This window comes from Stenotrophomonas sp. 22692 (genome assembly GCF_052045015.1).
In the GTDB taxonomy this organism is placed as follows: domain Bacteria; phylum Pseudomonadota; class Gammaproteobacteria; order Xanthomonadales; family Xanthomonadaceae; genus Stenotrophomonas; species Stenotrophomonas geniculata.
The window spans coordinates 19,273-46,049 of the sequence record NZ_JBQEMR010000030.1 but is presented as its reverse complement, the minus strand read 5'-3'; the positions used below and the strand labels follow the sequence as shown (position 1 = coordinate 46,049).

The 26,777-nt window shown below is 68.3% G+C and carries 23 protein-coding genes; 14 read left to right on the top strand and 9 right to left on the bottom strand.

Annotated elements, in window-relative coordinates:
• Positions 1-342 precede the first annotated feature (342 nt).
• On the bottom strand, positions 343-1,554 hold the full coding sequence (tyrS, locus tag ACTJJM_RS16635) for a tyrosine--tRNA ligase (protein ID WP_440865825.1): 1,212 nt from the start codon (positions 1,552-1,554) through the stop codon (positions 343-345).
• A 167-nt stretch (positions 1,555-1,721) separates the two neighbouring features.
• Between tyrS and ACTJJM_RS16630 the strand changes: the two genes are divergently transcribed.
• Both ACTJJM_RS16630 and ACTJJM_RS16625 read left to right on the top strand, forming a co-directional pair.
• Positions 1,722-3,194 (top strand): peptidoglycan DD-metalloendopeptidase family protein, encoded by a 1,473-nt coding sequence (locus ACTJJM_RS16630; protein WP_440865824.1) that lies wholly within the window; start codon positions 1,722-1,724, stop codon positions 3,192-3,194.
• A gap of 65 nt (positions 3,195-3,259) precedes the next feature.
• Positions 3,260-4,387, top strand: a complete 1,128-nt coding sequence (locus ACTJJM_RS16625; RefSeq protein WP_100050039.1) for an anhydro-N-acetylmuramic acid kinase — start codon at positions 3,260-3,262, stop codon at positions 4,385-4,387.
• 118 nt (positions 4,388-4,505) lie between these two features.
• Here the strand turns inward: ACTJJM_RS16625 and ACTJJM_RS16620 are convergent, their stop codons facing one another.
• The 3 genes from ACTJJM_RS16620 to ACTJJM_RS16610 all read right to left on the bottom strand — a co-directional run bounded on the left by ACTJJM_RS16620 (position 4,506) and on the right by ACTJJM_RS16610 (position 6,985).
• On the bottom strand, positions 4,506-4,736 hold the full coding sequence (locus ACTJJM_RS16620) for a hypothetical protein (RefSeq protein WP_005420465.1): 231 nt from the start codon (positions 4,734-4,736) through the stop codon (positions 4,506-4,508).
• A 78-nt stretch (positions 4,737-4,814) separates the two neighbouring features.
• Complete coding sequence (locus tag ACTJJM_RS16615; RefSeq protein ID WP_032128445.1) at positions 4,815-6,188, bottom strand: AmpG family muropeptide MFS transporter; 1,374 nt, start codon at positions 6,186-6,188, stop codon at positions 4,815-4,817.
• On the bottom strand, positions 6,185-6,985 hold the full coding sequence (locus ACTJJM_RS16610; protein ID WP_005412008.1) for an exodeoxyribonuclease III: 801 nt from the start codon (positions 6,983-6,985) through the stop codon (positions 6,185-6,187). The genes ACTJJM_RS16615 and ACTJJM_RS16610 overlap by 4 nt, the downstream gene beginning before the upstream one ends.
• Positions 6,986-7,147: 162 nt before the next feature.
• On the opposite strand from ACTJJM_RS16610, the gene pyrE reads away from it, so the two are divergent.
• From pyrE to ACTJJM_RS16570, 8 genes are all read left to right on the top strand, one after another.
• Entirely contained in the window at positions 7,148-7,807 is a 660-nt protein-coding gene (pyrE, locus tag ACTJJM_RS16605; protein ID WP_010486876.1) for an orotate phosphoribosyltransferase, read from the top strand.
• 18 nt (positions 7,808-7,825) lie between these two features.
• Positions 7,826-8,488 carry a hypothetical protein gene (locus ACTJJM_RS16600; protein ID WP_049480354.1) on the top strand — a complete coding sequence of 221 codons (663 nt, stop codon included), beginning with the start codon at positions 7,826-7,828 and terminating at the stop codon, positions 8,486-8,488.
• A 174-nt stretch (positions 8,489-8,662) separates the two neighbouring features.
• A complete protein-coding gene (locus ACTJJM_RS16595; protein ID WP_005407770.1) occupies positions 8,663-8,755 on the top strand; it encodes a potassium-transporting ATPase subunit F in 93 nt (30 codons plus the stop codon).
• Between the two features lie 12 nt (positions 8,756-8,767).
• Positions 8,768-10,477: a potassium-transporting ATPase subunit KdpA gene (gene kdpA, locus ACTJJM_RS16590; protein ID WP_440865823.1), complete on the top strand. Its 1,710-nt coding sequence runs from the start codon at positions 8,768-8,770 to the stop codon at positions 10,475-10,477.
• Between the two features lie 10 nt (positions 10,478-10,487).
• Positions 10,488-12,545, top strand: coding sequence for a potassium-transporting ATPase subunit KdpB (kdpB, locus tag ACTJJM_RS16585; RefSeq protein WP_049412117.1), 2,058 nt, complete (start codon positions 10,488-10,490; stop codon positions 12,543-12,545).
• Positions 12,542-13,192 (top strand): potassium-transporting ATPase subunit KdpC, encoded by a 651-nt coding sequence (kdpC, locus tag ACTJJM_RS16580; protein WP_049412120.1) that lies wholly within the window; start codon positions 12,542-12,544, stop codon positions 13,190-13,192. The genes kdpB and kdpC overlap by 4 nt, the downstream gene beginning before the upstream one ends.
• Positions 13,193-13,243: 51 nt before the next feature.
• Positions 13,244-15,904, top strand: a complete 2,661-nt coding sequence (locus tag ACTJJM_RS16575; RefSeq protein WP_010486887.1) for a sensor histidine kinase — start codon at positions 13,244-13,246, stop codon at positions 15,902-15,904.
• Positions 15,885-16,598, top strand: a complete 714-nt coding sequence (locus ACTJJM_RS16570) for a response regulator transcription factor (protein WP_019338804.1) — start codon at positions 15,885-15,887, stop codon at positions 16,596-16,598. The genes ACTJJM_RS16575 and ACTJJM_RS16570 overlap by 20 nt, the downstream gene beginning before the upstream one ends.
• 291 nt (positions 16,599-16,889) lie before the next feature.
• Here the strand turns inward: ACTJJM_RS16570 and ACTJJM_RS16565 are convergent, their stop codons facing one another.
• From ACTJJM_RS16565 to coaBC, 3 genes are read right to left on the bottom strand one after another with little or no spacing between them, the layout of a single operon-like run.
• Positions 16,890-19,235, bottom strand: a complete 2,346-nt coding sequence (locus tag ACTJJM_RS16565) for a phosphomannomutase/phosphoglucomutase (RefSeq protein ID WP_171954716.1) — start codon at positions 19,233-19,235, stop codon at positions 16,890-16,892.
• A 12-nt stretch (positions 19,236-19,247) separates the two neighbouring features.
• Positions 19,248-19,721 carry a dUTP diphosphatase gene (dut, locus tag ACTJJM_RS16560; protein ID WP_021204751.1) on the bottom strand — a complete coding sequence of 158 codons (474 nt, stop codon included), beginning with the start codon at positions 19,719-19,721 and terminating at the stop codon, positions 19,248-19,250.
• The gene (gene coaBC, locus ACTJJM_RS16555; protein ID WP_010486895.1) at positions 19,718-20,980 is read right to left on the bottom strand and encodes a bifunctional phosphopantothenoylcysteine decarboxylase/phosphopantothenate--cysteine ligase CoaBC; all 1,263 of its coding nucleotides are present in this window, start codon (positions 20,978-20,980) and stop codon (positions 19,718-19,720) included. Before coaBC ends, dut begins: the two co-directional genes overlap by 4 nt.
• A gap of 228 nt (positions 20,981-21,208) precedes the next feature.
• Between coaBC and ACTJJM_RS16550 the strand changes: the two genes are divergently transcribed.
• The 4 genes from ACTJJM_RS16550 (at position 21,209) to ACTJJM_RS16535 (ending at position 25,337) form a co-directional block, all read left to right on the top strand.
• Positions 21,209-21,835: a response regulator transcription factor gene (locus ACTJJM_RS16550; RefSeq protein WP_019338987.1), complete on the top strand. Its 627-nt coding sequence runs from the start codon at positions 21,209-21,211 to the stop codon at positions 21,833-21,835.
• Positions 21,836-21,905: 70 nt separating this feature from the next.
• A complete protein-coding gene (gene radC / locus ACTJJM_RS16545) occupies positions 21,906-22,610 on the top strand; it encodes a RadC family protein (protein ID WP_049480365.1) in 705 nt (234 codons plus the stop codon).
• 114 nt (positions 22,611-22,724) lie between these two features.
• On the top strand, positions 22,725-24,413 hold the full coding sequence (gene argS / locus ACTJJM_RS16540) for an arginine--tRNA ligase (protein WP_010486900.1): 1,689 nt from the start codon (positions 22,725-22,727) through the stop codon (positions 24,411-24,413).
• 21 nt (positions 24,414-24,434) lie between these two features.
• Positions 24,435-25,337: an SPOR domain-containing protein gene (locus ACTJJM_RS16535; protein ID WP_010486901.1), complete on the top strand. Its 903-nt coding sequence runs from the start codon at positions 24,435-24,437 to the stop codon at positions 25,335-25,337.
• A 62-nt stretch (positions 25,338-25,399) separates the two neighbouring features.
• On the opposite strand, the gene ACTJJM_RS16530 is transcribed toward ACTJJM_RS16535, so the two are convergent.
• Together ACTJJM_RS16530 and ACTJJM_RS16525 are read right to left on the bottom strand one after the other, a co-directional pair.
• Entirely contained in the window at positions 25,400-26,152 is a 753-nt protein-coding gene (locus ACTJJM_RS16530; protein WP_010486904.1) for an SDR family NAD(P)-dependent oxidoreductase, read from the bottom strand.
• A gap of 100 nt (positions 26,153-26,252) precedes the next feature.
• Positions 26,253-26,741 (bottom strand): hypothetical protein, encoded by a 489-nt coding sequence (locus ACTJJM_RS16525; protein WP_019337644.1) that lies wholly within the window; start codon positions 26,739-26,741, stop codon positions 26,253-26,255.
• Positions 26,742-26,777: the final 36 nt, after the last annotated feature.

The window sequence follows — 26,777 nt, the reverse complement described above, 5'->3', positions numbered from 1 at the left end:
CTCAGCGCCGTTCCCGTGTGCTGCGAAGTTTCCTTCGTAGCGAGCCGCCCATTATGCCAGACTTTTTCAGTCCGTCAACACCCTCGTTCGATCATCTCGTTCGGCGGTGGTGGGCGCCCTGATGTCGCTGAAGCCCCTTGGTGGCGACCCCTGCGACGGGGGAGGAGAAGTATGTCCCTATTCCCATCATTTGTGAAGGGGGTGTGGCGATTTTTTTCAACGGATGTTGCATCTGTTCATCCGTCGCGCTGGGGGAGGACCGCTCGAAGAGCAAGCCAAGCGCGGGCTTGGCTCTACAAGAGCATCAAGGAAGGGCCGGCTGGCGCCGGCCCTTCCTTTGTCTCAGGCGGCGACCAGGCGCACGCGGGCGAAGGTGCGCTTGCCGACCTGCAGCAGGCCTTCGAAGCCCGGCTGCAGCACCTGCTGGCCGTCTTCCACTACTTCGCCGTCCACCTTGACCGCGCGTTCCTTGAGCTTGCGGTTGGCTTCGGAGTTGCTCGGGGTCAGTCCGGCCGCGGTCAGCAGTGCGGCGATACGCAGGCCTTCGGCCGGGATCGCTACGTCCTGCAGCGGCAGCTGGGTGATGTCGCCCTGCCCGGTCACCGCCGCTTCCCAGCCGGCAATGGCCTGCTCGGCCGCCGCAGCGTCGTGGAAGCGGGTCGCCAGCTCACGCGCCAGGCGCAGCTTGACCACGCGCGGGTTCAGGCCGCCATTGGCCACCTGCTCGCGCAGCTGCACGGCTTCAGCCTGGCTGATGTCGAAGGACAACAGCTCGATCCAGCGCCACATCAGGGTGTCGTCCACCTTCATGGTCTTGGTGACGATGTCGATGGCCGGTTCGCTGATGCCAATGTAGTTGCCCAGCGACTTGGACATCTTGTTGACGCCGTCCAGGCCTTCCAGCAGCGGCATGGTCAGCACCACCTGCGGCTTCTGGCCGTGATGTTCCTGCAGGCCACGGCCCATCAGCAGGTTGAACTTCTGGTCGGTACCGCCCAGCTCGACGTCGGCCTCCAGGGCCACCGAGTCGTAGCCCTGCACCAGCGGGTACAGGAACTCGTGGATGGCGATGGACTGCTGGGCGGCGTAGCGCTTGGAGAAGTCATCGCGCTCGAGCATGCGCGCCACGGTGTGCTGGCCGGCCAGGCGGATCATGTCGGCCGCGCCCATCTTGCCGAACCACTCCGAGTTGAAGCGGACTTCGGTACGGCTGCGGTCCAGCACCTTGAACACCTGCTCCTCATAGGTACGGGCGTTGGCCAGCACGTCCTCGCGGCTGAGCGGCTTGCGGGTCAGGCTCTTGCCGGACGGGTCGCCGATCATGCCGGTGAAGTCGCCGATCAGGAAAACGACCTGGTGGCCGAGGTCCTGGAACTGGCGCATCTTGTTCAGCAGCACCGTATGGCCCAGGTGCAGGTCGGGCGCGGTTGGGTCGAAGCCGGCCTTGATCCGCAGCGGACGGCCTTCCTGCAGGCGCGCACGCAGATCCTCGAGCTTGAGGATCTCGTCGGCACCGCGGCCGATCAGGGCAAGGGCTTCTTCAATCGAGGACACGTGACTACTCCCGGCAACGCCGATTCTTGTGTGGGGTGTTAAAGCAAAGTTAACCCGATTGGCTTCACAAAAGCCAATGGGCACAAGGGTTTGACGCGGTTTTCTCAGGTGTCTATGGTAACCGGCGATCAGGCCCGCGCTCCCGGGCTGCCAGGAAAAAACCGCCGATGCACAATTCCGAACAAGGCCGCGCACGCAAGCAGCGCTTCCAGGAACGCCTCCACGTCCTGCACGACAACGCCCTGCATCGGAAGCTCAGGCAACATCTTCCCGCCGCCTTCAATGAGCGCTGGACCCGCCGCCATTGGATGCACGCCAGCCTGTTCGCGACCATCGGCGCCCTGGTGGCAACGATCGTCCCGGGCTTCTCGCACACCATCGACGCCCCCTTTGCCGACAGCCATACCAGCCTGGCACTGCCGTTGCCGCCGCTGACCATGGCCCGCCAGCAGCAGGTGCCCGGTGACAGCTGGCAGGTGCTGCGCGTGGAGCGCGGCCAGACCCTGAGCGATCTGTTCGACAAGGCGGGCATCCCGGCCACCACCCTGCACCGGGTGCTGGACCACCCCGGTGCACGCGAGGCGCTGACCAAGCTCCGCCCGGGCGCCGAGATCGCCTTCGACATGCCGCTGTCCGGTGACCTGCGCAGCATCCGTTTCGACCGCGATGCCGACAACCGGGTGGAACTGAGCCTGACCGGCGACGACATCAAGGAGAAGGTGACCCAGCGCGAGACCTCCACGCGCACCGTGGTCACCAGCGGCGAGATCACCAGTTCACTGTATGCCGCGGCCCGACGCGCCGGGCTGTCGCCGTCGGCGATCGCGACGATGACCGACGACATCTTCAAGTACGACATCGACTTCTCGAAGGACCTGCAGCCGGGCGACCGCTTCAGCGTGGTGATGGATGAAACCTGGCGCGAAGGCGAGAAGGTGGACACCAGCAAGATCCTGGCGGCGACCTTCACCACCGGTGGCAAGACCTATTCCGGCTTCCGCTTCGACCGCAACGGCAAGTCCGAGTACTACGACATCAACGGCCGTTCGCTGAAGAAAAGCTTCATCCGCATGCCGATCCCGTTCGCGCGGCTGAGCTCGACTTTCGGCGCGCGCAAGCACCCGGTGCTGGGCAAGATGCGCATGCACAAGGGCGTGGACTACGCTGCGCGCACCGGCACCCCGATCATGGCCGCCGGCGATGCCCGCGTGCAGTTCGCCGGCGTGCAGCGCGGCTACGGCAACGTGGTGATCCTCGACCACGGCCGCGGCCACACCACCCTGTACGGGCACATGTCGCGCTTTGCGAACATCAAGACCGGCCAGCGCGTGGCCCAGGGCACGGTGATCGGCTATGTCGGCTCGACCGGCCTGGCCACCGGCCCGCATCTGCACTACGAATTCCGCGTCAACGGCGAGCACCGCAATCCGCTGACCGTGACCATGCCGCCGCCGGAGCCGCTGAAGGGCGCCGAGCTGGTCGCCTTCCGCGCGCAGACCGCACCGGCGATGGCCCGCATCCAGGGCATGGAGAAGCTGATCTACGCCGACGCCAGCCCGGCACCGACCAGCCGCGACGAGGCCGTCCCCGAGGTGGCCAGCGCCAAGGACAAGCAGGCGACCGGCCGCAAGCGCGGCTGAACCCCTGCGTTGACGAGGAAGGACGCGGCAGCCCAAGCTTGCCGCGTCCTTTTTTTATGCCCGCCATGAACACGACTGCCGACGCTGACGCCCCCCTGTACCTTGGCCTGATGTCGGGCACCAGCGCCGACGGCATCGATGCCGCGCTGGTGCAGTTCCCCGCTGGCGGAGGCTGCCGCTTCGTGCACGGGCTGACCGCCCGCTGGGAGCCTGTGCTGCGTGCGCGGCTGGTGGCGCTGGGCGAAGGCGGACCGCTGGACTCGCTGGAGGAGCTGGGCGAGCTGGACGCCCGGATCGCGATCAACTTCGCCGAAGCCGCCAATCAACTGCTGGCCGAGGCCGGCGTGGACCGCAGCCAGGTCCGCGCGATCGGCTCGCACGGCCAGACCGTGCGCCATCGTCCGCTGGCCACCCCCGCCTTCACCGTGCAGCTGGGCGATGGCAACCGCATCGCCGAGCTGACCGGGATCACCACGGTATCCGACTTCCGCCGCCGTGACGTGGCCGCCGGGGGCCATGGTGCGCCGCTGATGCCGGCCTTCCACCTGGGCATGCTGGGCGCCGCCGATGAGGACCGTGCGGTGCTGAACCTGGGCGGCATCGCCAACCTGACCCTGATCCCGCGCGAAGGTGCGGTGCGTGGCTTCGATACCGGCCCGGCCAACGCGCTGATGGATGCCTGGTGCCAGCGCCACACCGGCCGCACCTTCGATGCCGACGGCGCCTACGCCGCCAGCGGCGCGGTGGACGAGGGCCTGCTGGCCGGCTGGCGTTCGGACCCGTGGTTCGCGCTGCCACCACCGAAGAGCACCGGCCGTGAGCAGTTCCACCTGGCCTGGGCCGAGGCCCACATGGGCGAAGGCCAATACGCTGCCGCCGATGTGCAGGCCACCCTGCTGGAGCTGACCGTGGCGACGGTGGCCGATGCGCTGCTGACGCAGCAGCCGCGGACCCGGCGCCTGCTGGTCTGTGGCGGCGGTGTGCGCAACCGGCAGCTGATGAAGCGCCTGGCGGCGCGGCTGCCGGGGGTACAGGTGGAGTCCAGCGCGGTGCACGGGCTGGACCCAGAGTACGTGGAGGCGATGGGCTTTGCGTGGCTGGCGCAGCGGACGATGGACGGGCTGGCCGGCAACCTGCCGAGCGTGACCGGGGCCAAGGGGCCGCGGATCCTCGGGGCGATTCACCTGGCGTGAGGTGGCGTCATCGGCGCATGTAAGGCGCCGTTGTGGAGCCGAGCCATGCTCGGCTTGGCGTGGGCCGGCGAAGAGCAGCCGAGCGTGGGCTCGGCTCTACAGCATTGCGGCGCGGCCGCTAATCGAAGCCCTGCCCTGCGGGCAAGGCCTGCAGGGCGGCGATGGCGTCGGAGAGCGCGTCCACTTCGGGATCGCCGAAGCCGGAGCGAACCTCCAGTTCACTGCTGAACAGGCCCTGCTCCAGCAAGGCGGCGCAGGTCTGTTCGTGGGTCCAGCCGCGGGCGACCGCGACACGTCGGATGCGTTCCAGCAGCAGCGGGTCCAGGTCCCGCAGCACAACGTCGGCCATGCTCACTTCCCCGTTCGCAAGGCACCGCCCCCTCGGCGCGTCGGGGGCGATGATCCCGCAGACCGGGCGGGCAGGCAATCAGGTGGCGCTGGCGGCCTGGCGACGGCGCTGCTGCAGGATCAGCAGGGCGCAGAGGATCACCACCGGGATCGCCACCAGCGCGGTACCGACGAAGAACAGCGCGTAGCCTTCCAGCAGCGTCCGGCCCTGTGCGAGCGTCTGTACCGACCACCCCGAGAGCCCCTTGAGCGCCTTGCCGGGCATCGCGTAGAACGAACTCAGCAGCGCGTACTGGGTTGCCGTGTATCCGATGCTGGTCAGGCTGGACATATAGGCGATCAGCGCCGTACCGGCGAAACCGCTGGCGAAGTTGTCGATGGCCATGGCCACCGCAAAATGGGTCGTGTCTGGGCCCGAATAGGCCAGCCAGGCAAATGCCAGGTTGGAGGCCGGCCCCAGCACGGCACCCACCATCAGCGCCGCCAGCACCCCCCAGCGAACCGAGACCAGGCCCGCCGCAGCAATGCCGACGAAGGTCGCGACCAGGCCCACCGAGCCACGCACCGCGCCCACGGTGTCCTCGTCCAGGCCGAGATCGACGTAGAACGGGTTGGCCATCGGCCCCATGACGAAGTCGGCCATGCGATAGACGCTGATGGCCACCAGGATCAGGATCGCGCCGCTGCGATGCTCGCGGACGAAGGCGATGAACGGTCCCGCTACGGCGTCGAACAATCCGCGCGGTGTCCACAGCGAGGTCGCCTGCGCCTGCACAGCAGCCACTTCCCGCGCGGGTTCACGGGCCATGACCACGGCTACCACGCCAAGCGCCATCAGCACGGCCATGATCTCGTAGGAGACCTGCCAGCCAACACGGGCCGCGATGATCAGGATCAGCGCATCGGTGACCAGCAAGGCAGTGCGGTAGCCCAATGCCGAGGATGAGGTCAGCAGGCCAAGCTGCTCGCTGTTGTCAGCACTTTCAATGCGCCAGGCATCGATGACGATGTCTTGGGTGGCCGAAGCAAACGCCACGATCACGGCCATTACGCCGAACACGACGATGTGCTGCCAGGCGATGCCCAGGAACTGGATCTGGCCGCCCTTGGGCTGGACCAGCGCCATGCCGACAAGGCCCACCACTACGACCAGCTGCGACAGCAGCATCCAGCCGCGGCGGCGGCCAAAACGACCGAACAGAGGCACGTCGGTCTTGTCGACGATCGGCGCCCACAGGAACTTCATGGTGTAGGCCAGCCCGACCCATGACAGGAAGCCGATCGTGCTCAGCTCGATGCCTTCCTTGCGCATCCAGAAGCCGAGCGTGTTGCCCACCAGATAGATCGGCAGGCCGGAACTGAAGCCGAGCAGCAGCATCGCCAGCACCTTGCGCTGGCTCAGGTTGGAAACCACCTGCTGCCACGGCCGGCGCGGCTTGGCGGCCTCGGTCACAGGTCGTAGTCCACGGTGAACGGCGCGTGGTCGGAGAAGCGCTCGTCGCGGTAGATCGAGCAGCTGCGCAGGCGGTCACGCAGGCCCGGGGTGATGAACTGGTAGTCGATGCGCCAACCGACGTTGTTGGCACGGGCGGCGCCACGGTTGCTCCACCAGGTGTAGTCCTCGCCGGTGGGGTTGAGCAGGCGGTAGGCATCGGCCCAGCCGCGGCCTGCGGCGACATCGGTGGCCTGGCCGTGGTCGGCGCAGAGGGCGTTGAGCCAGTCGCGCTCCTCCGGCAGGCAGCCCGAATTCTTCTGGTTGGACTTCCAGTTCTTGATGTCCAGCGCCGAACGCACGATGTTCCAGTCGCCGCACAGCACGTAGTCGCGGCCGCTGCGCGCCCACTCCTCCAGGATCGGCCGCAGCCATTCCATCACTTCGAACTTGAAGCCCTGGCGCAGGTCGCCCGAGCTGCCGGACGGGATGTAGAAGGAGACCACGCTGAGGTTGCCGTAGCGCGCCTCGATGTAGCGGCCTTCGTCGTCGAACGGCGCCCAGCCCAGCGAGGTGATGACCTGGTCCGGCTCGCGCTTGCTGTAGATCGCCACGCCGCTGTAGCCCTTCTTGGTGATGGCGTCGCGATAGAAGCAGTGGTGCCCGTCTGGACGGAACATCGGGTCGGTCAGCTGGTCTTCCTGGGCCTTGGTCTCCTGGATGCACAGGACATCGGCGTCCTGGGCACGGAACCAGTCGAGGAAGCCCTTGGTCGCGGCGGAACGGATGCCATTGGCGTTGAAACTGATGATGCGCATGCAAGGGACCTACGACAGGAAACCGGGCAAGCATACCGGTTGCCCGCGGGGCTGCGCAGTCTGCCCGGCCAGGCCGCGACGCCCTTCACACGGGTCCGGACGAGCGCGAAACGCCCAGCTGGATTAGGATTTATGCTCCAAATGAAGATGAATCGAGTTTTGATGAGCGACCACCGCCACCGTTTCCTGCAGCTGGCCCTGACCGCCGACGCGCTGCGCTTCGGCCAGTTCACCCTCAAGTCCGGCCGGCTGAGCCCCTATTTCTTCAACGCCGGTCGTTTCGACTCCGGTTCGCTGCTGTCGCAGCTTGGCGCCTGCTACGCCGATGCCATCGATGCCACCGGAATCAAGTACGACGTGGTGTTCGGCCCGGCCTACAAGGGCATCCCGCTGGCCACCGCGATGGCCTGTGAGCTGGCCCAGCGTGGCCGCGACCTGCCGCTGTCGTTCAACCGCAAGGAAGCCAAGGACCATGGCGAAGGCGGCCAGCTGATCGGCGCCGACATGAATGGCAAGCGCGTGCTGATCGTCGACGACGTGATCACCGCCGGTACCGCGATCCGCGAAGCGCTGGGCATCATTCGCGCTGCCGGTGGCACCCCGGCCGGCATCGTGGTGGCGCTTGACCGCCAGGAGATCGCTTCGGAAACCGATCGCCGTTCGGCGGCGCAGTCGGTGGCCGAGGAGGCCGGCATTCCGGTGATCGCCGTGGCATCGCTGGCCGATCTGCTTGATTTCGCCTCCGGCAACCCGGAACTTGTGGGCTACCGGCAGCCGCTGGAAGCCTACCGGGCCCAGTACGGCGTCCGTTCGATCCGCTGACCGACCAGGGGAAAGGTCATGTCCCGAGTTCCTGCTGTTCTCTTTGCCGGCCTGCTGCTGGCCGTGCCGTTCACGCTGCCGGCGCAGTCGCGGGGTGGCGACAAGGTGGAGAAGAAGCTGTACTGCTGGAACGAGGGCAAGGAGCGGATCTGCAGTGATTCGCTGCCGGCCGATGCGGTCAACCATGCCCGCGAGGAATTCAACGCGAAGAGTGGCCTGCGCAATGCGCAGGTCCAGCGCGCGTTGACCGACGAAGAGCGCGCCGCCGCCAGCACGGTGGCCGCGCAGCAGCAGCTGGATCTGATGGCCGAGCAGACCCGCCAGCGCACCGAGCAGGCGATGCTGACCACCTATGGCAGCGAGGACGACCTGCGCCGGGTGTTCGCCGAGCGCCAGGAAGTGCTGGACAACAACCTGAAGACGGCCGAGTACAACGTCACCAGCCTGCGTGAGTCGCTGGTGGCTCTATTGTCGGCGGCCGGTGACCGCGAACTGGCCGGTGCCAAGGTGGCCGACAAGCAGGCCGAGGCGATCCGCCAGCGGCACGTGCAGCTGCAGGCGCAGCAGCGCCTGCAGGCCGGGTTCCTGCAGCAGCAGCAGGCGTTGAAGGCCGAAATTGAAAGCACCCTGCAGCGCTATCGCGAGCTGAAGGGCGTGGCACCGGCTGCCCCGGCAGGCTGACGACGCTCCTGCCGCCGGGCATGGCCCGGCGCTACCCCTGGCCTGGTTACGGCCTGGCCCACGGAATTTATGCACTTTTTACGCGTCGGCCCAGTCCGGCGCGTAGTGCGTTTATGGGGGGCAGGACGACGATGACGACCTGAGGTGGAGGGGTTCCACCAGGACGCTATTGCAATGTCCCCCTGGCTGTCGTTGTTGTGTGGCGTGCTGGTGCTGGTCGCCGCCGCCTATCTTCTTTATGTCGTGCTGCGGCCCGAGTCGTTCTGAGCGGAGCCGGCCATGACTGAAATGCTTGTGATTATTGCCGCCAGCCTGCTGCTGGCGTGGCCGCTGGGCCTGTACCTGGCCCGCGTGATGCGGGGCACGCCGATGAAGGTCGACGTGCTGTTCCACTGGATCGAGAAGCCGCTGTACAGGGTGTTCGGCGTCGATCCATCGCGCTCGATGTCCTGGCGCGGCTACGTGCTGGCCTTCGTCCTGAGCAACGTGGTGGTCGCGGTACTGACCCAGGCGGTGTTCATGACCCAGGCCTGGCTGCCGCTGAATCCGGATCAGATCCCGAACATGCGCTGGGACACCGCGCTGCACACGATGATCTCGTTCCTGACCAACACCAACCAGCAGCACTATTCGGGCCAGGCGCAGCTGTCCTACCTCTCGCAGATGACCGGCATCACCGGCCTGCAGGTGGTGACGCCGATGATGGGCCTGGCGCTGGCGGTGGCCACGCTGCGCGCGTTGTTCTCGCGTGCGCCGCAGACTGCGGCGGCCACCGGCAGCGGCGATGACCGCCAGGTGGCGGTAGGCAACTACTACGTGGACGTGGTGCGCCTGTGCGTGCGCTTCCTGCTGCCGCTGTGCCTGGTGTGGACGCTGGTGCTGACCAGCCAGGGCGTGCCATCGACGATGGCCGGTGGCCCACAGGCCACACCGATCGATGCCAGTGCCGGCATGGCCGTACAGAAGCTGCCGTTGGGCCCGGTAGCGGCGATGGTCGCGGCCAAGCAGCTGGGCGCCAACGGTGGCGGCTGGTACGGCCCGAACAGCAGCTTCCCGCTGGAGAACCCGACCCCGCTGTCGAACACGCTGGAGATCGTCGGCATCCTGCTGGTGCCGATGGCGGTGATCTTCATGATCGGCGCGTTCACCGGCCGGCGCCGCTTCGGCGCCCTGGTGTTCAGTTGCATGCTGGGCATGTCGCTGCTGTCCACCGGCGCGATGATGTGGAGCGAAGGGCATAGCGCCAGCGCCGCCACGCCGTTGCTGATGGAAGGCAAAGAGGTGCGCTTCGGTGCCGACGGCACTGCGCTGTGGGCGGCGGTGACCACCCAGGTCTCGAACGGCTCGGTCAACGGCATGCACGATTCGCTGGCGCCGCTCAGTGGCGGCATCGCGATGGTCAACATGCTGGTCAGCGCGATCTGGGGCGGCATTGGCTGTGGCCTGCAGCAGTTCATCGTGTACCTGCTGCTGGGCGTGTTCCTGGCCGGGTTGATGACCGGGCGCACGCCGGAACTGTTCGGCCGCAAGCTGGAGACGCCACAGGTCCGCCTGTTGGCCCTGCTGGTGCTGCTGCAGCCGATCACCCTGCTGGTGTTCACCGCGATCACCCTGGCCGTACCCGGCCTGGCGGGCACGTCCAACCCCGGTTTCCATGGCATCAGCCAGGTCTTCTACGAATACGTCTCGGCCTATGCCAACAACGGTTCGGGCTTCGAAGGGCTGGGTGACGCCACGCTGTGGTGGAACCTGAGCTGCTCGCTGGTGCTGCTGCTGGGCCGCTTCCCACTGCTGATCATCCCGCTGGTGGTGGCCGCACAGCTGGCCGCCAAGCGCCAGGCGCCGGAGTCTGCCGGCAGCCTGCAGATCGAAACCCCGACCTTCGCCCTGACCCTGGTCTCGGTGATCGTCATCCTGACCGTGCTGCAGTTCATGCCGGCGCTGGTACTCGGCCCGATTGCCGACCACCTGAGCCTGGGACTGCACTGAGGACACCCCCATGAGTAGTCATGCAAGTTCAACCCGTAGTTCCCATGCGCCGCGCCCTGCCCTGCTCGATGCCGCCGGCCTGCGCCGTGCGCTGATCGAGGCGGTGCGCAAGCTGTCGCCGATGCATCTGGTGCGCAGCCCGGTGATGGCGGTGGTGATGGCCGGCACGATCGTGGCAGCGATCGTCACCCTGACCGGCAATGCGCCGCTGGGCTTCGGCCTGGCGGTGACCGCGATCCTGCTGGTGACCGTGCTGTTCGGCAACTTCGCCGAGGCCGTGGCCGAAGCCCGCGGCCGTGGCCAGGCCGCCTCGCTGCGCCGTGCCCGCCAGGATCTGGTGGCGCGCCGGCTGGCTGCGCCGCAGCCGGGCGCGGCCGAAACCCAGGTACCCGCCGCCGAACTGCGCCCGGGCGACCATGTGATCGTCAGTGCCGGTGAGCTGGTGCCGGCCGACGGCGAGATCGTGCAGGGCCTGGCCACCATCAACGAAGCGGCGGTGACCGGCGAATCGGCACCGGTGCTGCGCGAGGCTGGCACCGACCGTTCCGGTGTGATCGGCGGCACCAAGGTGCTGTCCGACCAGATCATCGTGCGGGTGACCGCCGAGCCGGGCCACAGCTTCCTGGACCGGATGATTGCCCTGGTGGAGGGTGCCAACCGCCAGAAGACCCCGAACGAGATCGCGCTGACCCTGCTGCTGGCGGCGATGACGCTGACCTTCCTGGTGGTGGTGGCGACGCTGCCTGCGATCGGCGCCTCCGTGGGCGTCAAAGTCGACCCGCTGTTGCTGATCGCGCTGCTGGTGTGCCTGATCCCGACCACCATCGGCGGGCTGCTGCCGGCCATCGGCATCGCCGGCATGAACCGTGCGCTGGCCGCCAATGTGCTGGCCAAGTCGGGCAAGGCGGTGGAGGTGGCCGGCGACGTCGACGTGCTGCTGCTGGACAAGACCGGCACCATCACCTACGGCGACCGCCAGGCCAGCCACTTCCATCCGTTGGCCGGTATCGATGCCAGCCAGCTGCGTGAAGCGGCGCTGCTGTCTTCGCTGGCCGACCCGACCCCGGAAGGCAAGTCGATCGTGCGCCTTGCGCGCGAACAGGGCTGCGCCACCGCCGAACCGGACCATGCCGACTACCTGGCCTTCACTGCCCAGACCCGCATGTCCGGCGTGGACCTGGAACATGGGCGGCAGATCCGCAAGGGTGCCGCCGATGCGATCCGTGCCCACGTGCAGGTGCTGGGCGGCAACGTGCCGGCCGAGCTGGCCGGTCGTGTCGAGCAGGTCGCGCGCAACGGCGCCACCCCGCTGGTGGTGGCCGAGGGCCGCCACGTGCTGGGCGTGATCGAGCTGTCGGACGTGGTCAAGCATGGCATGCGCGAGAAGTTCGCGCAGCTGCGGGCGATGGGCATCCGCACGGTGATGATCACCGGTGACAACCCGCTGACCGCCGCCGCCATCGCTGCCGAGGCCGGTGTGGACGACTACATCGCCGAAGCGCGGCCGGAAGACAAGCTGGCGCGCATCCGCCAGGAGCAGGCCGGTGGCCGCCTGGTGGCGATGGTCGGCGACGGTACCAACGACGCCCCGGCGCTGGCCCAGGCCGACATCGGCCTGGCGATGAACTCCGGCACGCAGGCGGCGAAGGAGGCCGGCAACATGGTCGACCTGGATTCGGACCCGGCCAAGCTGCTGGCGGTGGTGGAAGTGGGCAAGCAGCAGCTGATCACCCGCGGCGCGCTGACCACCTTCTCGCTGGCCAACGACGTCTCCAAGTACTTCGCGATCCTGCCGGCGCTGTTCGCCGCTGCCGTTCCGACCATGGCCGCACTGAACGTGATGCAGCTGTCGAGCCCGCGCAACGCCGTGCTGGCGGCGCTGATCTTCAACGCCCTGGTGATTCCCGCCCTGATTCCGCTCGCCCTGCGTGGCGTGCGCTTCCGCCCGGCCACCGCAACGGCGCTGCTGCGCCGGAACATGCTGGTGTACGGCCTCGGCGGCGTGCTGCTGCCGTTCGCGGCAATCAAGGCGATCGACCTCCTTCTTGTCCTGGTATTCGGCGCATGAACCGTACTGTTTCCACTTCGTCTTCCCTTCCCCGCGAACAGAAAGCCGAGGCCCGCGTGGCCAGCCTGCAGGATGGCGCAAGCTGGCGCCCGGCGATCGGCCTGGGCCTGGCCACGCTGCTGCTGGCCGGCGCGGTCTACGCCGGTATCGCCACCGGTTTCGCCGGCCTGGCCTACCCGACCCAGGCCGAGGGCAGCCTGCTGCGCGATGGCAACGGCCAGGTACGCGGCTCGGCATGGCTGTCGCAGCCGTTCACCGGTGACGGCTACTTCCAGGCGCGCCCGTCGGCCGCCAACTACGACCCGATGGCCGCGGCCGGTTCCAACATGGCGCGCAGCAACCCGGCACTGGCCGAGCGCGTGGCTGCCAGCACGGCTGCGGTAGCCGCACGCGAAGGTGTCGCGCCGGCGCAGGTGCCTGCGGATCTGGTCACCCAGTCCGCAGGCGGCCTGGATCCGCAGCTGTCGCCGGCGGCGGCTCAGCTGCAGGTGGCACGCGTAGCGCGTGCCCGTGGCCTGCCGGTGGCGCGCGTACAAGCGCTGGTGCAGGCGCATACCGAAGGCCGCCAGTGGGGCCTGTTCGGCCAGCCGCGGGTGAACGTGGTGACGCTGAACTTCGCGCTGGACCACGCGGCCAAGGCGCCGTGATGCCGGCCTGCACCGGCTGCGCGCACAATGGCGGGCATGACAGCGGCACCCATGACTGATGCGCGTACCCGCCAGGCCGATGCCCTGGTCGAAGGCCTGCAACGCGAAGCCGGCGGCAAGCTGACCGTGTTCCTCGGCGCGGCGCCGGGCGTGGGCAAGACCTACACCATGCTGACCCGCGCGCAGGAACAGCTGCGCCGCGGCGTTGACCTGGTGGTCGGGCTGGTGGAAACCCACGGCCGCGCCGATACCCAGGCGCTGCTGGAGGGCCTGCCGCAGCTGTCGCTGAAAGCGGTGGCCTACCACGGCCACACCCTGCAGGAGATGGACCTGGATGCCGTGCTCGCGCGGCACCCAGCGCTGGTACTGGTGGATGAACTGGCCCATCGCAACGCGCCGGGCAGCCGCCATGAGCGCCGCTGGCAGGACGTGATGGAGCTGCTGGACGCCGGCATTGACGTCTGGACCACGGTCAACATCCAGCATCTGGAAAGCCTCAACGATGTGGTGATGCGCATCACCGGCGTACGCGTCAGCGAGACCGTGCCGGACGGTGTGCTCGACCGACTGCACGACATCGTGCTGGTGGACCTGCCGCCGCGCGAACTGATCGCGCGCCTGCAGCAGGGCAAGGTCTATGTGCCCGAACAGGCCGCACAGGCACTGCAGGCGTTCTTCTCACCGGCCAACCTGACCGCGCTGCGCGAACTGGCGATGCAGGAGGCCGCCGACCGCGTCGACAGCAGCCTGCGCGAAACCCGCGCCGCGCGTGGCGAAGGCAATCTGCCCCTGCGTCGCGGCGTTCTGGTGGCCATTGATGGCGGCGGCCAGAGCGAATACCTGGTGCGCGTGGCGCGGCGCATCGCAGAGCGCCGTGACGCGCCGTGGACGGTAGTGACCGTGCAGGGCCGGCGCCAGGACGAGGCGACCCGGCGCGAGATCGATGCGGCCTTTGCGCTGGCAAGGCGCCTGGGCGGCGACGCCGAACTGCTGCATGGATCGAGCATCGCCGATGCCCTGCTCGACCATGCCGCACACAACGGCGTGTCGACCCTGGTGCTGGGCCGGACCCGCGAACGTCCACTGGCACGGATGTTCAACCGCACCCTGACCCAGCAGCTGATCCAGCGTGGCGCGCATTACGAGATCACCATCATCAGCACACCGCAGGCACGCGCACGCTCGCGCCGCGAGAGCCTGCTGCCGCCAATGCGCGGTATCAGTCATGAACCGGCACAAGCCCTGATCGCTACCGCGCTGGCCTGTGCGGTGGCGTGGCTGGCCGAACACTGGGTGGGCATGGCCGACCTGTCGATGGTGTTCATCGTCGCGGTGGTGCTGGTGGCGGCGCGCACCCGCGCCAGCGTGGCGGTGATGGCGGCGATCCTGTGCTTCCTGGCCTACAACTTCCTGTTCATCGCGCCACGCTTCACCTTCGCCATCGGCGCGCGCCAGGGCGTGATCACCGTGTTCCTGTTCCTGGCCGCCGCGCTGGTGGCCGGACGCCTGGCCTCGCGCCTGCGCATGCAGGTGATCGCGCTGCGTGCCGCCAACCGCCATGCGCGTGCGCGCCAGCAGTTGGGCCGCCAGCTGGCCAGTGCCGCCGGCAACGGCGAGGTGGCGCAGGCGGGTCGGCATGCACTGGAACAGGCCATGGACGTGCCGGCGTGGCTGCGGATCGGCGCCGATACCGCAACCGGTGGCCGCAGCCAGCCTGGCGATACCGATCTGGCCGCCGCCGACTGGGCGCTGCGCCACGGCCAGCCCAGCGGCCGCTTCACCGACACTCTGGCCGGCGCGCAATGGTGGTTCCTGCCGCTGCTGGATGGCGAAGACCGCGCGATCGGCGTGGCCGGCCTGTACCTGCCCGGCGCGCAGGCGCGCCTGCTGCCCGAGCAGCGGCAGCTGGCCGAAGCGATGGTGGATGACATCGCGCAGGCCGCGCTGCGCACGCGGCTGGTGGCCGAACTGGAACAGGCCCACGTCAGCAACGAGACCGAGCGATTGCGCTCGGCCCTGCTCTCTTCGGTATCGCACGATCTGCGCTCGCCACTGGCGGCGATGATCGGTTCGGCCGACAGCCTGGCCAGCTACGGTACGGCGATGGATACAGCCGATCGCCGTGCCCTGCTGGACACCATCCTGGTCGAGGGCGAACGGCTGGACCGCTACATCCAGAACCTGCTGGACATGACCCGCCTCGGCCACGAAGGATTGAAGATCAACCGCGACTGGATCGGCGTGGACGAACTGATCGGCTCGGCGGCGCGGCGCCTGCAGCGCTACCAGCCCAAGGTACGGCTGGAGCTGGATATTCCCTCCACGCTGGCGCCGATCTGGGTGCACCCGGCGCTGGTCGAGCAGGCCGTGTTCAATGTGATGGAAAACGCGGCCAAGTTCTCGCCGCCCGATGCCGCCGTGCAGGTGCAGGCGCGCGAGCTGGACGGCCAGCTGCGCATCGACGTGATCGATGCCGGCCCCGGCATTCCCGATGACGAGCGTGCGCGCATCTTCGACATGTTCTACAGCGTCGAGCGCGGCGACCGTGGCCGCCACGGCACCGGCCTGGGCCTGACCATCTGCCAGGGCATGATCGGCGCGCATGGCGGCAGCGTGCAGGCGCTGCCCGGACGCGACGGTCGCGGTACCCTGATCCGCATCACCCTGCCCCTGCTCAAGCCAGCCTCCCACGATGAGCCCGACCCCGATTGATGCCAGCGTGCCGGCCGCGCGCGTGCTGGTGATCGATGATGAAACCCAGATCCGCCGGTTCCTGGACATCAGCCTGCGCGCGCAGGGCTACCAGGTGCGGCAGGCCGCGACCGGCCAGGAAGGCCTGGAGATGGCCGCCAGCGAAGACATGGACCTGGTGATCCTGGACATCGGCCTGCCGGACATGGAAGGCCACGAGGTGCTGGAGCAGCTGCGGCAATGGAGCCAGGTGCCGGTGATCATGCTGACCGTGCGCGCCGGCGAAACCGAGAAGGTGCGTGCGCTGGACAACGGCGCCAACGACTACGTGACCAAACCCTTCGGTACCCAGGAGCTGATGGCGCGGGTACGGGCGCTGCTGCGCACGCGCAGCGTGCCCAGCGATGGCACGCCACCGGTGTTCGACGATGGCCATCTTCATGTGGACCTGGTGCGCCGTGAAGTGGCGCTCGATGGCGAACCGGTGGCGCTGACCCGCAAGGAATACGCGCTGCTGTCGCTGCTGCTGCGCAATGCCGGGCGAGTGGTGACCCAGCCGCAGATCCTGCAGGAGATCTGGGGGCCGACCCACCAGCACGACACCCATTACCTGCGCATCCTGGTCGGCAAGCTGCGGCACAAGCTGGGCGATTCGGCGCTGGATTCGCGCTACCTGTTCACCGAACCGGGCGTGGGGCTGCGGTTCAAGGGGTGAGGGTGTGTCGACCAAGGTCGACACCCACCAAAGCGAATTCGGAAGAACATCCACGCATGGCGTGGATCTACTGTGTCGACCAAGGTCGACACCTACCAACAGCTCCAGGACATTGTCAGGGGTGGGGCGGTGTCGGAGTGCGGGGTGTCAGCCGCATGGATGCGGCTGCCAAGCTTACAGGGACGTACTTGCTGCGTCCCCGCACTCCGACACCGCCCCGCCATCCCACGGATAGCCGGCCTTTGACGTTGACGTTGATTCGGCGGGTGCCGGGCGCAGCCCGGCCCCACCTCAGAACCCCAGTGGGGTCTCGCCCAGCACCGGTTGCAGCTGGCTGCGGAACAGCGCCTGGATGCGTTCCAGTGCCGCCTCGTCGTTGCCCTCGAAGCGCAGCACCAGCACCGGCGTCGTATTGGAGGCACGCACCAGGCCCCAGCCATCGGGGAAGTCCACACGCAGGCCGTCGATGATCGACAGGCGGCCGCCCACATACGGGTTGTCCGGCGACTGCGCCGCCGCCACCAGCATCGCCACCAGCGCATGTGGCGTACCGTCGGCCACGGGCACCTTCAGCTCCGGCGTGGCCACCATCTCCGGCAGCTCTGCCAGTACCTCATCCGGGGTCTCCTCGCGCTGGGCCAGGATCTCCAGCAGGCGCGCCGCCGCATACAGGCCATCGTCGAAACCGAACCAGCGCTCCTTGAAGAAGAAGTGGCCGCTCATCTCGCCGGCCAGCTCGGCATCGGTCTCGCGCATCTTCGCCTTCATCAGCGAATGCCCGGTCTTCCACATCAGCGGGCTGCCACCATTGCGCAGCACGTGGTCGGACAGCTTGCCGGTGCACTTCACGTCGTAGATCACCATCGCGCCGGGGTTGCGCATCAGCACATCGGCGGCAAACAGCATCAGCAGGCGGTCGGCATAGATGATCCTGCCTTCGCCGGTGACCACGCCCAGCCGGTCGCCATCGCCATCGAAGGCGACGCCGAGGTCGGCGCCGAAGCGCTTGACCGTCTGCACCAGGTCTTCCAGGTTGGCCGGTTCGCTCGGGTCAGGATGATGGTTGGGGAAGGTACCGTCGACATCGCAGTACAGCGGAATGACTTCAGCACCGATCGCTTCCAGCAGCTGCGGTGCGAGCGCACCGGCGACGCCGTTGCCGGCATCGGCCACGACCTTCAACGGGCGGTCCAGCTGCACGTCGTCGGCGATGCGCTGGATGTAGTCGGCACTGACATCGCGCTGCTGGTAATCGCCCGGCTCGGCGGCCTGTACCAGGCGGCCTTCGATGATGCGCTGGTAGAGATCGGTGATGGCATCGCCGGACAGCGTCTCGCCGCCGATGACCACCTTGAAGCCGTTGTACTCGGGCGGGTTATGACTGCCGGTGACCGCCACGCAGGTGCCGGTGCGCAGATGGAAGGCGGCGTAGTACACGACCGGGGTCGGTGCCAGGCCGATGTCGATCACCGCGCAACCGGCGCGCCTCAGGCCCTCGGCCAACCCTGCGGCCAGTTCCGGGCCGGACAGACGGCCGTCGCGGCCGATCACCACCTCGCGCAGGCCCTGCTCCAGTGCCACGGTACCGATGGCCTGGCCGATCAGCGCCGCCGTCTTCGGCGTCAGTTGGCTGCCCACCACGCCGCGGATGTCGTAGGCGCGGAAGATACCGGCCGCCAGTTCCTCGGCCGGAACCGGCGGCGGGGGCGGCGGTGCACTTTCAGTTGTGCTGGCCTCGACCACCGGCGGCGGCGCCATCTGCAGGCTCTCGCTCAGGGTCGGGCCATGATCCGCTTCCGCCACGGCCGCACGGCGCGGCAGCGGCAGCGTCTTCGGCAGGCGGCCGCGACCCACCACCAGCAGCACGGCGATGAACGCCAGCAGCAGCGCAACGATGGCGCTGGCCAGCGAACCCAGGCCCAGCGGACCGGGTTCGACATTGGGTACCGCGGCCACCAGCCGCAACGGTGTACCCGGAATCGGCCGCGCCAATGCTTCGGCACTTTCGGCCAGGCTGGCATCGCCCTGGGCGACGAGGTCATGCGCGCCTTGGCGCAGGCCAAGGAAACCGGCCGATGGCGCACTCACCTGGTCCAGCGGCGAGGTCAGTCGCAGCAATGGCTGGCGCACGTAGAGCACTGCCGGGCCCAGGCTGCCCAGCGGCACCGGTGCCGCCAGGCCAAGACGATTGCCACCCCCATCGCGGACCACGCGCAGGCTGGGACCGGTCTCGGCCAATGCGGCTTCCAGCAGCGCCAACCGGGCATAGCCGAAGGTCGCCGGGTCGGCGTAGGCGTTGGCCAGATCGGCGGTCAGTACTTCGGCGTGCTCGACGCCGGTCCAGCTCTCGCGGACCGCGAGGGCCGCCGCAGCGGCATCGCCGGCCTGCAGCGCCTGCTGCACGCGCTCGTTCTTCAGCTGCTGCTGCAGCTGCTTCAGCTGGCCGGCAGCGGCCTCCTGCAGGCCTTGCACAGCCTGGTCACGCGCAGCTTCCAGCGCCTGGCCGTTGGCCTCCTGGCGCCATTGCTGCACCGCGCTCCATCCGAACCAGCCAGCCAGCAGGACCAGCAGCACCCCCAGTAGTGGCGCACTGCGTCCCAACGACCGTCCCCGCTGTCCTTCCCCGATGCCGCTCATCGATGTCCCCTGTCAACGCACCCCGGTATGGCCGAATCCACCCGTTCCCCGCACGCTGTCGGTGAAAGTATCCACCACCTGCAGGCTGACGCGGGCAATCGGCACGACCACCAGCTGCGCGATGCGATCGCCCGGCTCGATGGTGAAGGCCTCGCGGCCACGGTTCCAGACGCTGATCAGCAGCGGGCCCTGGTAATCGGCGTCGATCAGGCCGGTGCCGTTGCCGAGCACGATGCCGTGGCGGTGACCCAGCCCGGAACGCGGCAGGATCACCGCGCACAGGTTCGGATCGGCGATATGGATGGCCAGGCCGCTGGGCACCAGCGCGGTGTCGCCCGGCTGCAGGGTCAGCGCGGTATCCAGCGCCGCGCGCAGGTCCATGCCGGCGCTGGCTTCGGTGGCGTAGGCCGGCAGCGGCCAGCTGTCGCCGAAGCGCGGATCGAGCAGCTTGACCTGCAGCGGTTGGGAAGTGAAAGCCTGGGTCATGCCTGGAGTCTCCGCGCGATCAGCGCCAGCAGTTGTTCGGCCAGCTCGCGCTTGGAGGTGGCCGGGAATACCTGTTCACCGTCCTGCCAGAAGGCAGTGGCGGCGTTGTTGTCGCTCTCGAAACCGCCGCCGCTGATGCCGACCTGATTGGCGATCACCAGGTCCAGGCGCTTGTCGACCAGCTTGCCGCGTGCGTACTTCTCCACGTCGTGGGTTTCGGCGGCAAAGCCGACCACCAGCTTCAGCGACTGCGTCTGCGCGGCGACTTCGGCCAGGATATCCGGCGTGCGCACCAGCTCGATCACCAGCGACTGGCTGTCGGCGGTCTTCTTCAGCTTCTGCGCAGCCACTTGGCGCGGTGTGTAGTCGGACACCGCGGCGGCACCGATATAGATGTCGGCCGGCAGCGACTTCAGCACGGCATCACGCATCTGCGCGGCCGAGCGCACGTCCACGCGCTGCACGCCGGGCGGCGTCGGCAGCTGCACCGGGCCGCTGACCAGCACCACCTGGGCGCCCATCGTCGCGGCGGCCGCGGCCAGGGCAAAGCCCATCTTGCCGCTGCTGCGGTTGCCGACGTAGCGCACCGGATCGATGTCTTCATAGGTCGGGCCAGCGCTGATCAGCAGGCGCAGGCCCTGCAGCGCGCGGGTTTCCGGTGCGGCAGCCGCCGCCGTGGTACTGCCATTGGCGGCCAGCGCGGCGACGATGTCGCCGGGCTCGGCCAGACGGCCGGGACCGGATTCGCCCTCGGCCAGCGGACCGTCGACCGGGCCGATCACCTGCGCGCCGCGCTGGCGCAGCAGGGCGATGTTGGCCTGGGTGGCCGGATGCAGCCACATGCGGTGGTTCATCGCCGGGCAGATCGTCAACGGCGCGGTGCTGGCCAGGCACAACGTGCTGACCAGGTCATCGGCATGGCCCTGCGCCAGCCGGGCCAGCAGATCGGCGGTCCCCGGGGCGACCACGATGCGGTCGGCCCAGCGGGCCAGCTCGATGTGGCCCATGGCCTGTTCGGCGGCGCTGTCCCACAGCGTGGTGCGGGTCGGCTGCCCGGACAGGGCCTGGAAACTGAGCGGAGTGACGAACTGCTGGGCACCGGCGGTCATCGCCACCTGCACCTGGGCACCGGCGTCGCGCAGGCGCCGCACCAGTTCCAGCGCCTTGTACGCCGCGATCCCGCCTCCGACACACAACAGCAGTTTCTGACCTTCCAGCGCGCGCGCCGGCGCGGGGGAAGCGTTGGGGGAGTCAGCCACCTGGAATTCCTGTGCAAACGAGGGCGCTAGCTTACCCGATGGCCGGTAATGTCCCGGTACAGGGCGCACATAGCGGGCGGCTATCAGCAGATGGAATCCGCCTGCGTTGACCCGGGATTCACCCGGTAACAGTTTCGGACCTTTCCTATACCCCTACGTCTCTGTGCTTTTGCAGAATCAGGCATTGGCTGCCGCCCGCCGTGGCCTGTTCGACCTTCGAGGAGCCTCGTGCATCCACGCATCATCATCGCCGACGACCATCCCGTGGTCCTGCATGGCATCCGTGTCGTGCTGCAGACCCACCTGATGGACATCGTCGGCAGTGCGCGTGACGGCGCCCAGCTGCTGGAGCTGGTGGACCAGCACGACTGCGATGCGGTGCTGACCGACCTCTCGATGCCGGGTGCCGGCCCGGACGGTCCGGAGCTGATCGACGCGCTGCGCATGCGCCGCCCTGGCCTGCCGGTGGTGGTGCTGACCGGCGCCCGTCATCCCGGCCTGCTGGACGGACTGCTTCGGGAGGGCATCAGTGGCCTGGTCGACAAGTGCGCCGATTTCGCCGAACTGCCCCAGGCGCTGAACGCCGCGATGGCGGGGCAGGTATTCGTCTCCCAGCAGCTGCGCCACCACCTGCAGGCACGCGACCTGCTGTTTCCGCGCGAGCCGGCGCCGCTGTCGGCACGCGAGCAGGAAGTGCTGGAGCTGCTGGCGGCCGGTCTCAACGTGAACCAGGTCGCCGAGCGCTGTGGGCGCAGCCCGAAGACCATCAGCCGGCAGAAGGCCGAAGCCAAGCGCAAGCTGGGCCTGCAGAACAACCAGGAACTGTTCGACTACCTGCAGACCCGGCGCGACTGAGGCATCGACCGACCCGGGCCCGCGGCAAGCCCCGATGGGAGATGCCGCCGAAGCTGGCGATGATGCAGGCATGCCCATCCACGACTGGCCCGAACAGGAACGCCCCCGCGAGAAGCTGATCGCGCGCGGGCCCACGTCACTTTCCGACGCCGAGCTGCTGGCCCTGTTTCTCGGCTCCGGGTTCGGTGGCCGCGATGCCGTGCAGACCGCGCGCGACCTGCTGCAGGCGCATGGCCCGTTACGGGTGCTGCTCGATCGCCCCGCGCGGGAGCTGGCGCGCCTGCCCGGGCTGGGTCCGGCGCGCAGCTGTACCCTGGCTGCCGGGCTGGAACTGGCCCACCGCTACCTGGCCGCCGAGCTGGAACACGGCGAAGCGGTCGGCAACAACCCGGCCGCGGTCGGACGCTATCTGCAGCACCGCCTGCGGGGGCAGGCACGGGAGATCTTCATGGCCCTGTTCCTGGACAATCGCCACCGCCTGATCGCCTGCGAGGAACTGTTCCACGGCACCATCAACGCCGCACCGGTCTACCCCCGCGAAGTGGTGCGGCGCGCCCTGCTGCACAACGCGGCGGCGGTGATCCTCAGCCACAACCACCCTTCCGGCGACCCGGAACCCTCCAGCGCCGATACCCGTATCACCGACGAACTGCAGCAGGCGCTGGCGATGGTGGACGTGCGCCTGCTGGACCACTTCGTGGTGGGCGAGGGCCGTCCCGTTTCATTTGCTGAACGGGGCCTTCTGTCCGCGCCCCAGCCGCGCCTGTTCGGCTGAGCACGGCCCCTTCAGGCGCCATCGGCCGCCCCCACAGGCATGTTCTGGTCAGCGTGGGCGCGGGTATCTGCGCTAAAATGGGCGATTCCGCCGCTCATTCTCACAGCAGGCCTCGTGAAAAATCTCCTCCGCGCCCTGATCAGCCAAGGCATCGAAGCCTTGCGCGCCAATGGCACCCTGCCCGCCGACTCCCTGCCGCCGGACTTCGTGGTCGAGCGCCCGAAGACCCGCGACCACGGCGACTTCGCCACCAACGCCGCGATGCTGCTGGCCAAGGCCGCGCGCAGCAATCCGCGCGCACTGGCACAGGCATTGGTCGAGGCGCTGCCGCGCAGCGAGGACGTCAGCAAGGTCGAGATCGCCGGCCCCGGCTTCATCAACTTCCACCTGGCCCCGGCCGCGTACCAGCGCGAAGCCGCCTCGGTCATCAAGGAAGCCCACGACTACGGCCGCAATCTGTCCGGCAATGGCCGCACGGTGGGCGTGGAGTACGTGTCGGCCAACCCGACCGGCCCGCTGCATGTCGGCCATGGCCGCGCGGCGGCGATCGGCGACTGCGTGGCACGTGTGCTCGACGCCAACGGCTGGAACGCCAAGCGTGAGTTCTACTACAACGACGCCGGCGTGCAGATCGAGAACCTGGCGCTGTCCACCCAGGCGCGGATCAAGGGCATCGCGCCGGACCAGGACGGCTGGCCGGAAGGTGGCTACCGCGGCGAATACATCGCCGACGTCGCCCGCGCCTACATGGCCGGCGCCAGCGTCGACCTGGAAGGCAGCACCGTGGTCGGCGCCAAGGACCCGGACGACATGCAGGCGATCCGCCGGTTTGCGGTGGCCTACCTGCGCAACGAGCAGAACCTGGACCTGGCCGCGTTCGGCGTCGACTTCGACATCTATTTCCTGGAAAGCTCGCTGTACGCCGACGGCAAGGTAGCCGAAGCGGTGGCCAAGCTGCAGGCGTCGGGTCATACCTATGAAGAAGGTGGCGCGCTGTGGCTGCGCAGCACCGACTTCGGTGACGACAAGGACCGCGTGATGCGCAAGTCCGACGGTACCTTCACCTACTTCGTGCCGGACGTGGCCTACCACCTGTCCAAGTGGCAGCGCGGCTACGAGCGCGCGATCACCGAACTGGGTGCCGACCACCACGGCTCGCTGGCGCGCGTGCGCGCCGGCCTGCAGGCGATGGAAGTGGGCATTCCGCAGGGCTGGCCGGAATACGTGCTGCACCAGATGGTCACCGTCATGCGTGGCGGCGAGGAAGTGAAGCTGTCCAAGCGTGCCGGCAGCTACTTCACCCTGCGCGACCTGATCGAGGAAGCCGGCCGCGATGCCACCCGTTGGTTCCTGATCGCGCGCAAGCCCGATTCGCAGCTGACCTTCGACATCGACCTGGCCCGCCAGCAGAGCAACGACAACCCGGTGTTCTACGTGCAGTACGCGCATGCGCGCGTCTGCAGCCTGCTGCGCCAGGCGCAGGAGAAGGGCCTGGTGTACGAACAGGGCAACGGCCTGGCCAACCTCGGCCGCCTGGCCGACGACGCTTCGCTGCTGCTGATGAACGAGATCTCGCGGTACCCGGAAGTGGTGGAGGCGGCCGGCGTGGCGCTGGAACCGCATCTGGTGGCGCAGTACCTGCGTGAATTGGCGCACGCGTTCCACACGTGGTATCACGGGACGCCGGTGCTGGTGGATGACGCCGCCGACCGCAACGCCAAGCTGACCCTGGCCTGCGCCGCGCGCCAGGTGCTGGCCAACGGCCTCGAACTCCTGGGCGTCAGCGCCCCGGAAAAAATGTAAGCATCAGGAGACGCAGTACACATGGCAGCACGACGCGGCAAAAACCAGGCACGACGCAACAGCAGCAGCCAGGGAACACCCGGATGGGTGTGGCTGGTCGCTGGCGTGGCGATTGCAGCCGTGGTGTTCCTGGCGGCGCCGAACCTGTTCAAGGGCGAAGGCGATGGCTTCCTTCGCGCCGGTCCGCAGCCGAACCCAAACGCGCAGCCGGCCCCGGTCGCGGATGCCGACAGCGATGTTGGCGCCCAGCCGGCCGCGCAGCCGGCCACGCCGAAGCCGGCCGAACCGGAGAAGCCGGCCGCCACCCAGTACGACTTCTACACCCTGCTGCCGGGCAAGGAAGTTGAAATGTCCGACGCCGAACTGGCCGCCAGCGCGCGTGCCGAAGACCAGCGCCGGGCCAAGGCCGAAGCGCAGCGCGCGCAGGCGGCTTTGGAAGGCAAGCCGGTTCCGGCCGCCGCCGCTGCACCGGCACCGACAGCAACCGCCAGCGTGGCCAGCACCGCACCGGTAACCGCCACCAGCCGTCCGCTGCCGGCACCGCTGAGCGAACGCCCGGCTGCGGCAACGCCTCCGGCCAGCACGCCGACGGCGTCGACCAGCGCCGCCGCCGCCACTCCGGCAGCGCGCGCGGAAACCCCGCCGACCGCGGCCAGTACCCCGGCCGCTGCTGCGCCGGCCGCCGCCGACAACGCCCGCTACATCCTGCAGGCGGGTGCGTTCGGTGCCTCCGGCGATGCCGAAGCGACCAAGGCCAAGCTGGCGATGATGGGCCTGGCGGCACGCGTGGAATCGGCGCAGATCAACGGCAAGACCGTGTACCGCGTGCGCATGGGGCCGTATGGCAGTGCCGGCGAGTTGTCCGAAGCCAAGCAGAAGCTGGACGGCACCGGCCTGCAGGCGATGGCGATCAAGGCGCAGTAAGCCTGCCGCTGTGAACGAAAAAGCCGAGCATAGGCTCGGCTCTACAGGACCCGCGAAGCAGGTCAGCCTTCGCGGGCGACCTGGAAACCGGCGAAGGACTGGCTGACCGGCATCAGTTCAAGGCGATTGATGTTCAGGTGCGGCGGCAGGCTGGCTACCCAGAAGATCTGTTCGGCGATGTCTTCGGCGGTCATCGGGTTGGCGCCGGTATAGAGCTTGTCCGACGCCGCCTGGTCGCCATGGGTACGCACCACCGTGAACTCGGTTTCGGCCATGCCCGGCTCGATCGTGGTCACGCGCACGCCGGTGCCATGCAGGTCCGAACGCAGGCCCAGCGAGAACTGGCTGACGAAGGCCTTGGTGCCACCGTAGGCGTTGCCGCCCGGATACGGGTAGACGCCGGCCACCGAGGAAATGTTGATGATCGCGCCCTTGCGCTCCACCAGCTGCGGCAGCAGGCGATGGGTCAGGGTCACCAGCGCGGTGATGTTGGTGTCGATCATCGTGATCCAGTCCGACAGCCTGGCGCTCTGTGCCGGCGCGGTGCCCTGCGCCAGGCCGGCATTGTTGACCAGCAGATCGATCTCGCCGAAGGCCGGCGGCAGTGCCAGCAACGCGGCTTCCATCGCCACCGGATCGCGGATGTCGAAGGCAGCCGCGTGCACCACGTCCTTGCCGTAGCGCTCGACCAGCGGCTGCAGGCGTTCACCGCGGCGGCCGGTGGCGATCACCTTCCAGCCCGCCTGGGCGAAGCGGTGGACGGCGGCGGCGCCGAAGCCGGACGTGGCGCCGGTAATCAGGACAGTGCGGGTCATCAGGCAACTCCAGGGGGGGAAAACCGGACGCCCATTCTGGCACCGTCGGCCGGCCCCTGCGTTGCCGATGCCGGCTGACCACGCCCGAGGCGTGCGCGGCTCAGCGCACGCGGAATACCCGGGCCTTGGGCAGGTCTTCGTCGACCTGCAAGAACCAGCGCCCGGAAATTCCTGGAACAACGGCGATCTGCGGCGACTGCAGCACCTTGCGCAGCTTCATCTGCCCCTTCATCACCTGCCATTGCTGGCCGTTATCAAGGGTGAACAGCGTGCCGGGCTGCCAGCCTGCGACCTCTCCGACCACGCGTGCATTGACCGGTCCTTCTTCCAGGCCCAAGTGCATTGCTGCCGGTGCCGGCACATTGGCAGGCAGCGGCGCAGCGGCGGGGGCCACCGCTGCCGTCGGCCCGGTGGCCGCGCGCTCGGCCTCGCGCAGTACCCGGTTCAGTGCCTGCAACTGCGCCGGACTGAGCCCGACCTCGGCCAGTTGGGATGCACTGAGGCGCCGCTCGACGGGTACGAAGCGGTCCTGGGCGAAGGCAGCGAAGCTGCTGGCGAGCAGCAGTGCGGAAAACAGATACCGGCGCATGCAAGGGTCCCAGCGAACGAGTGCCCACGATGCTGC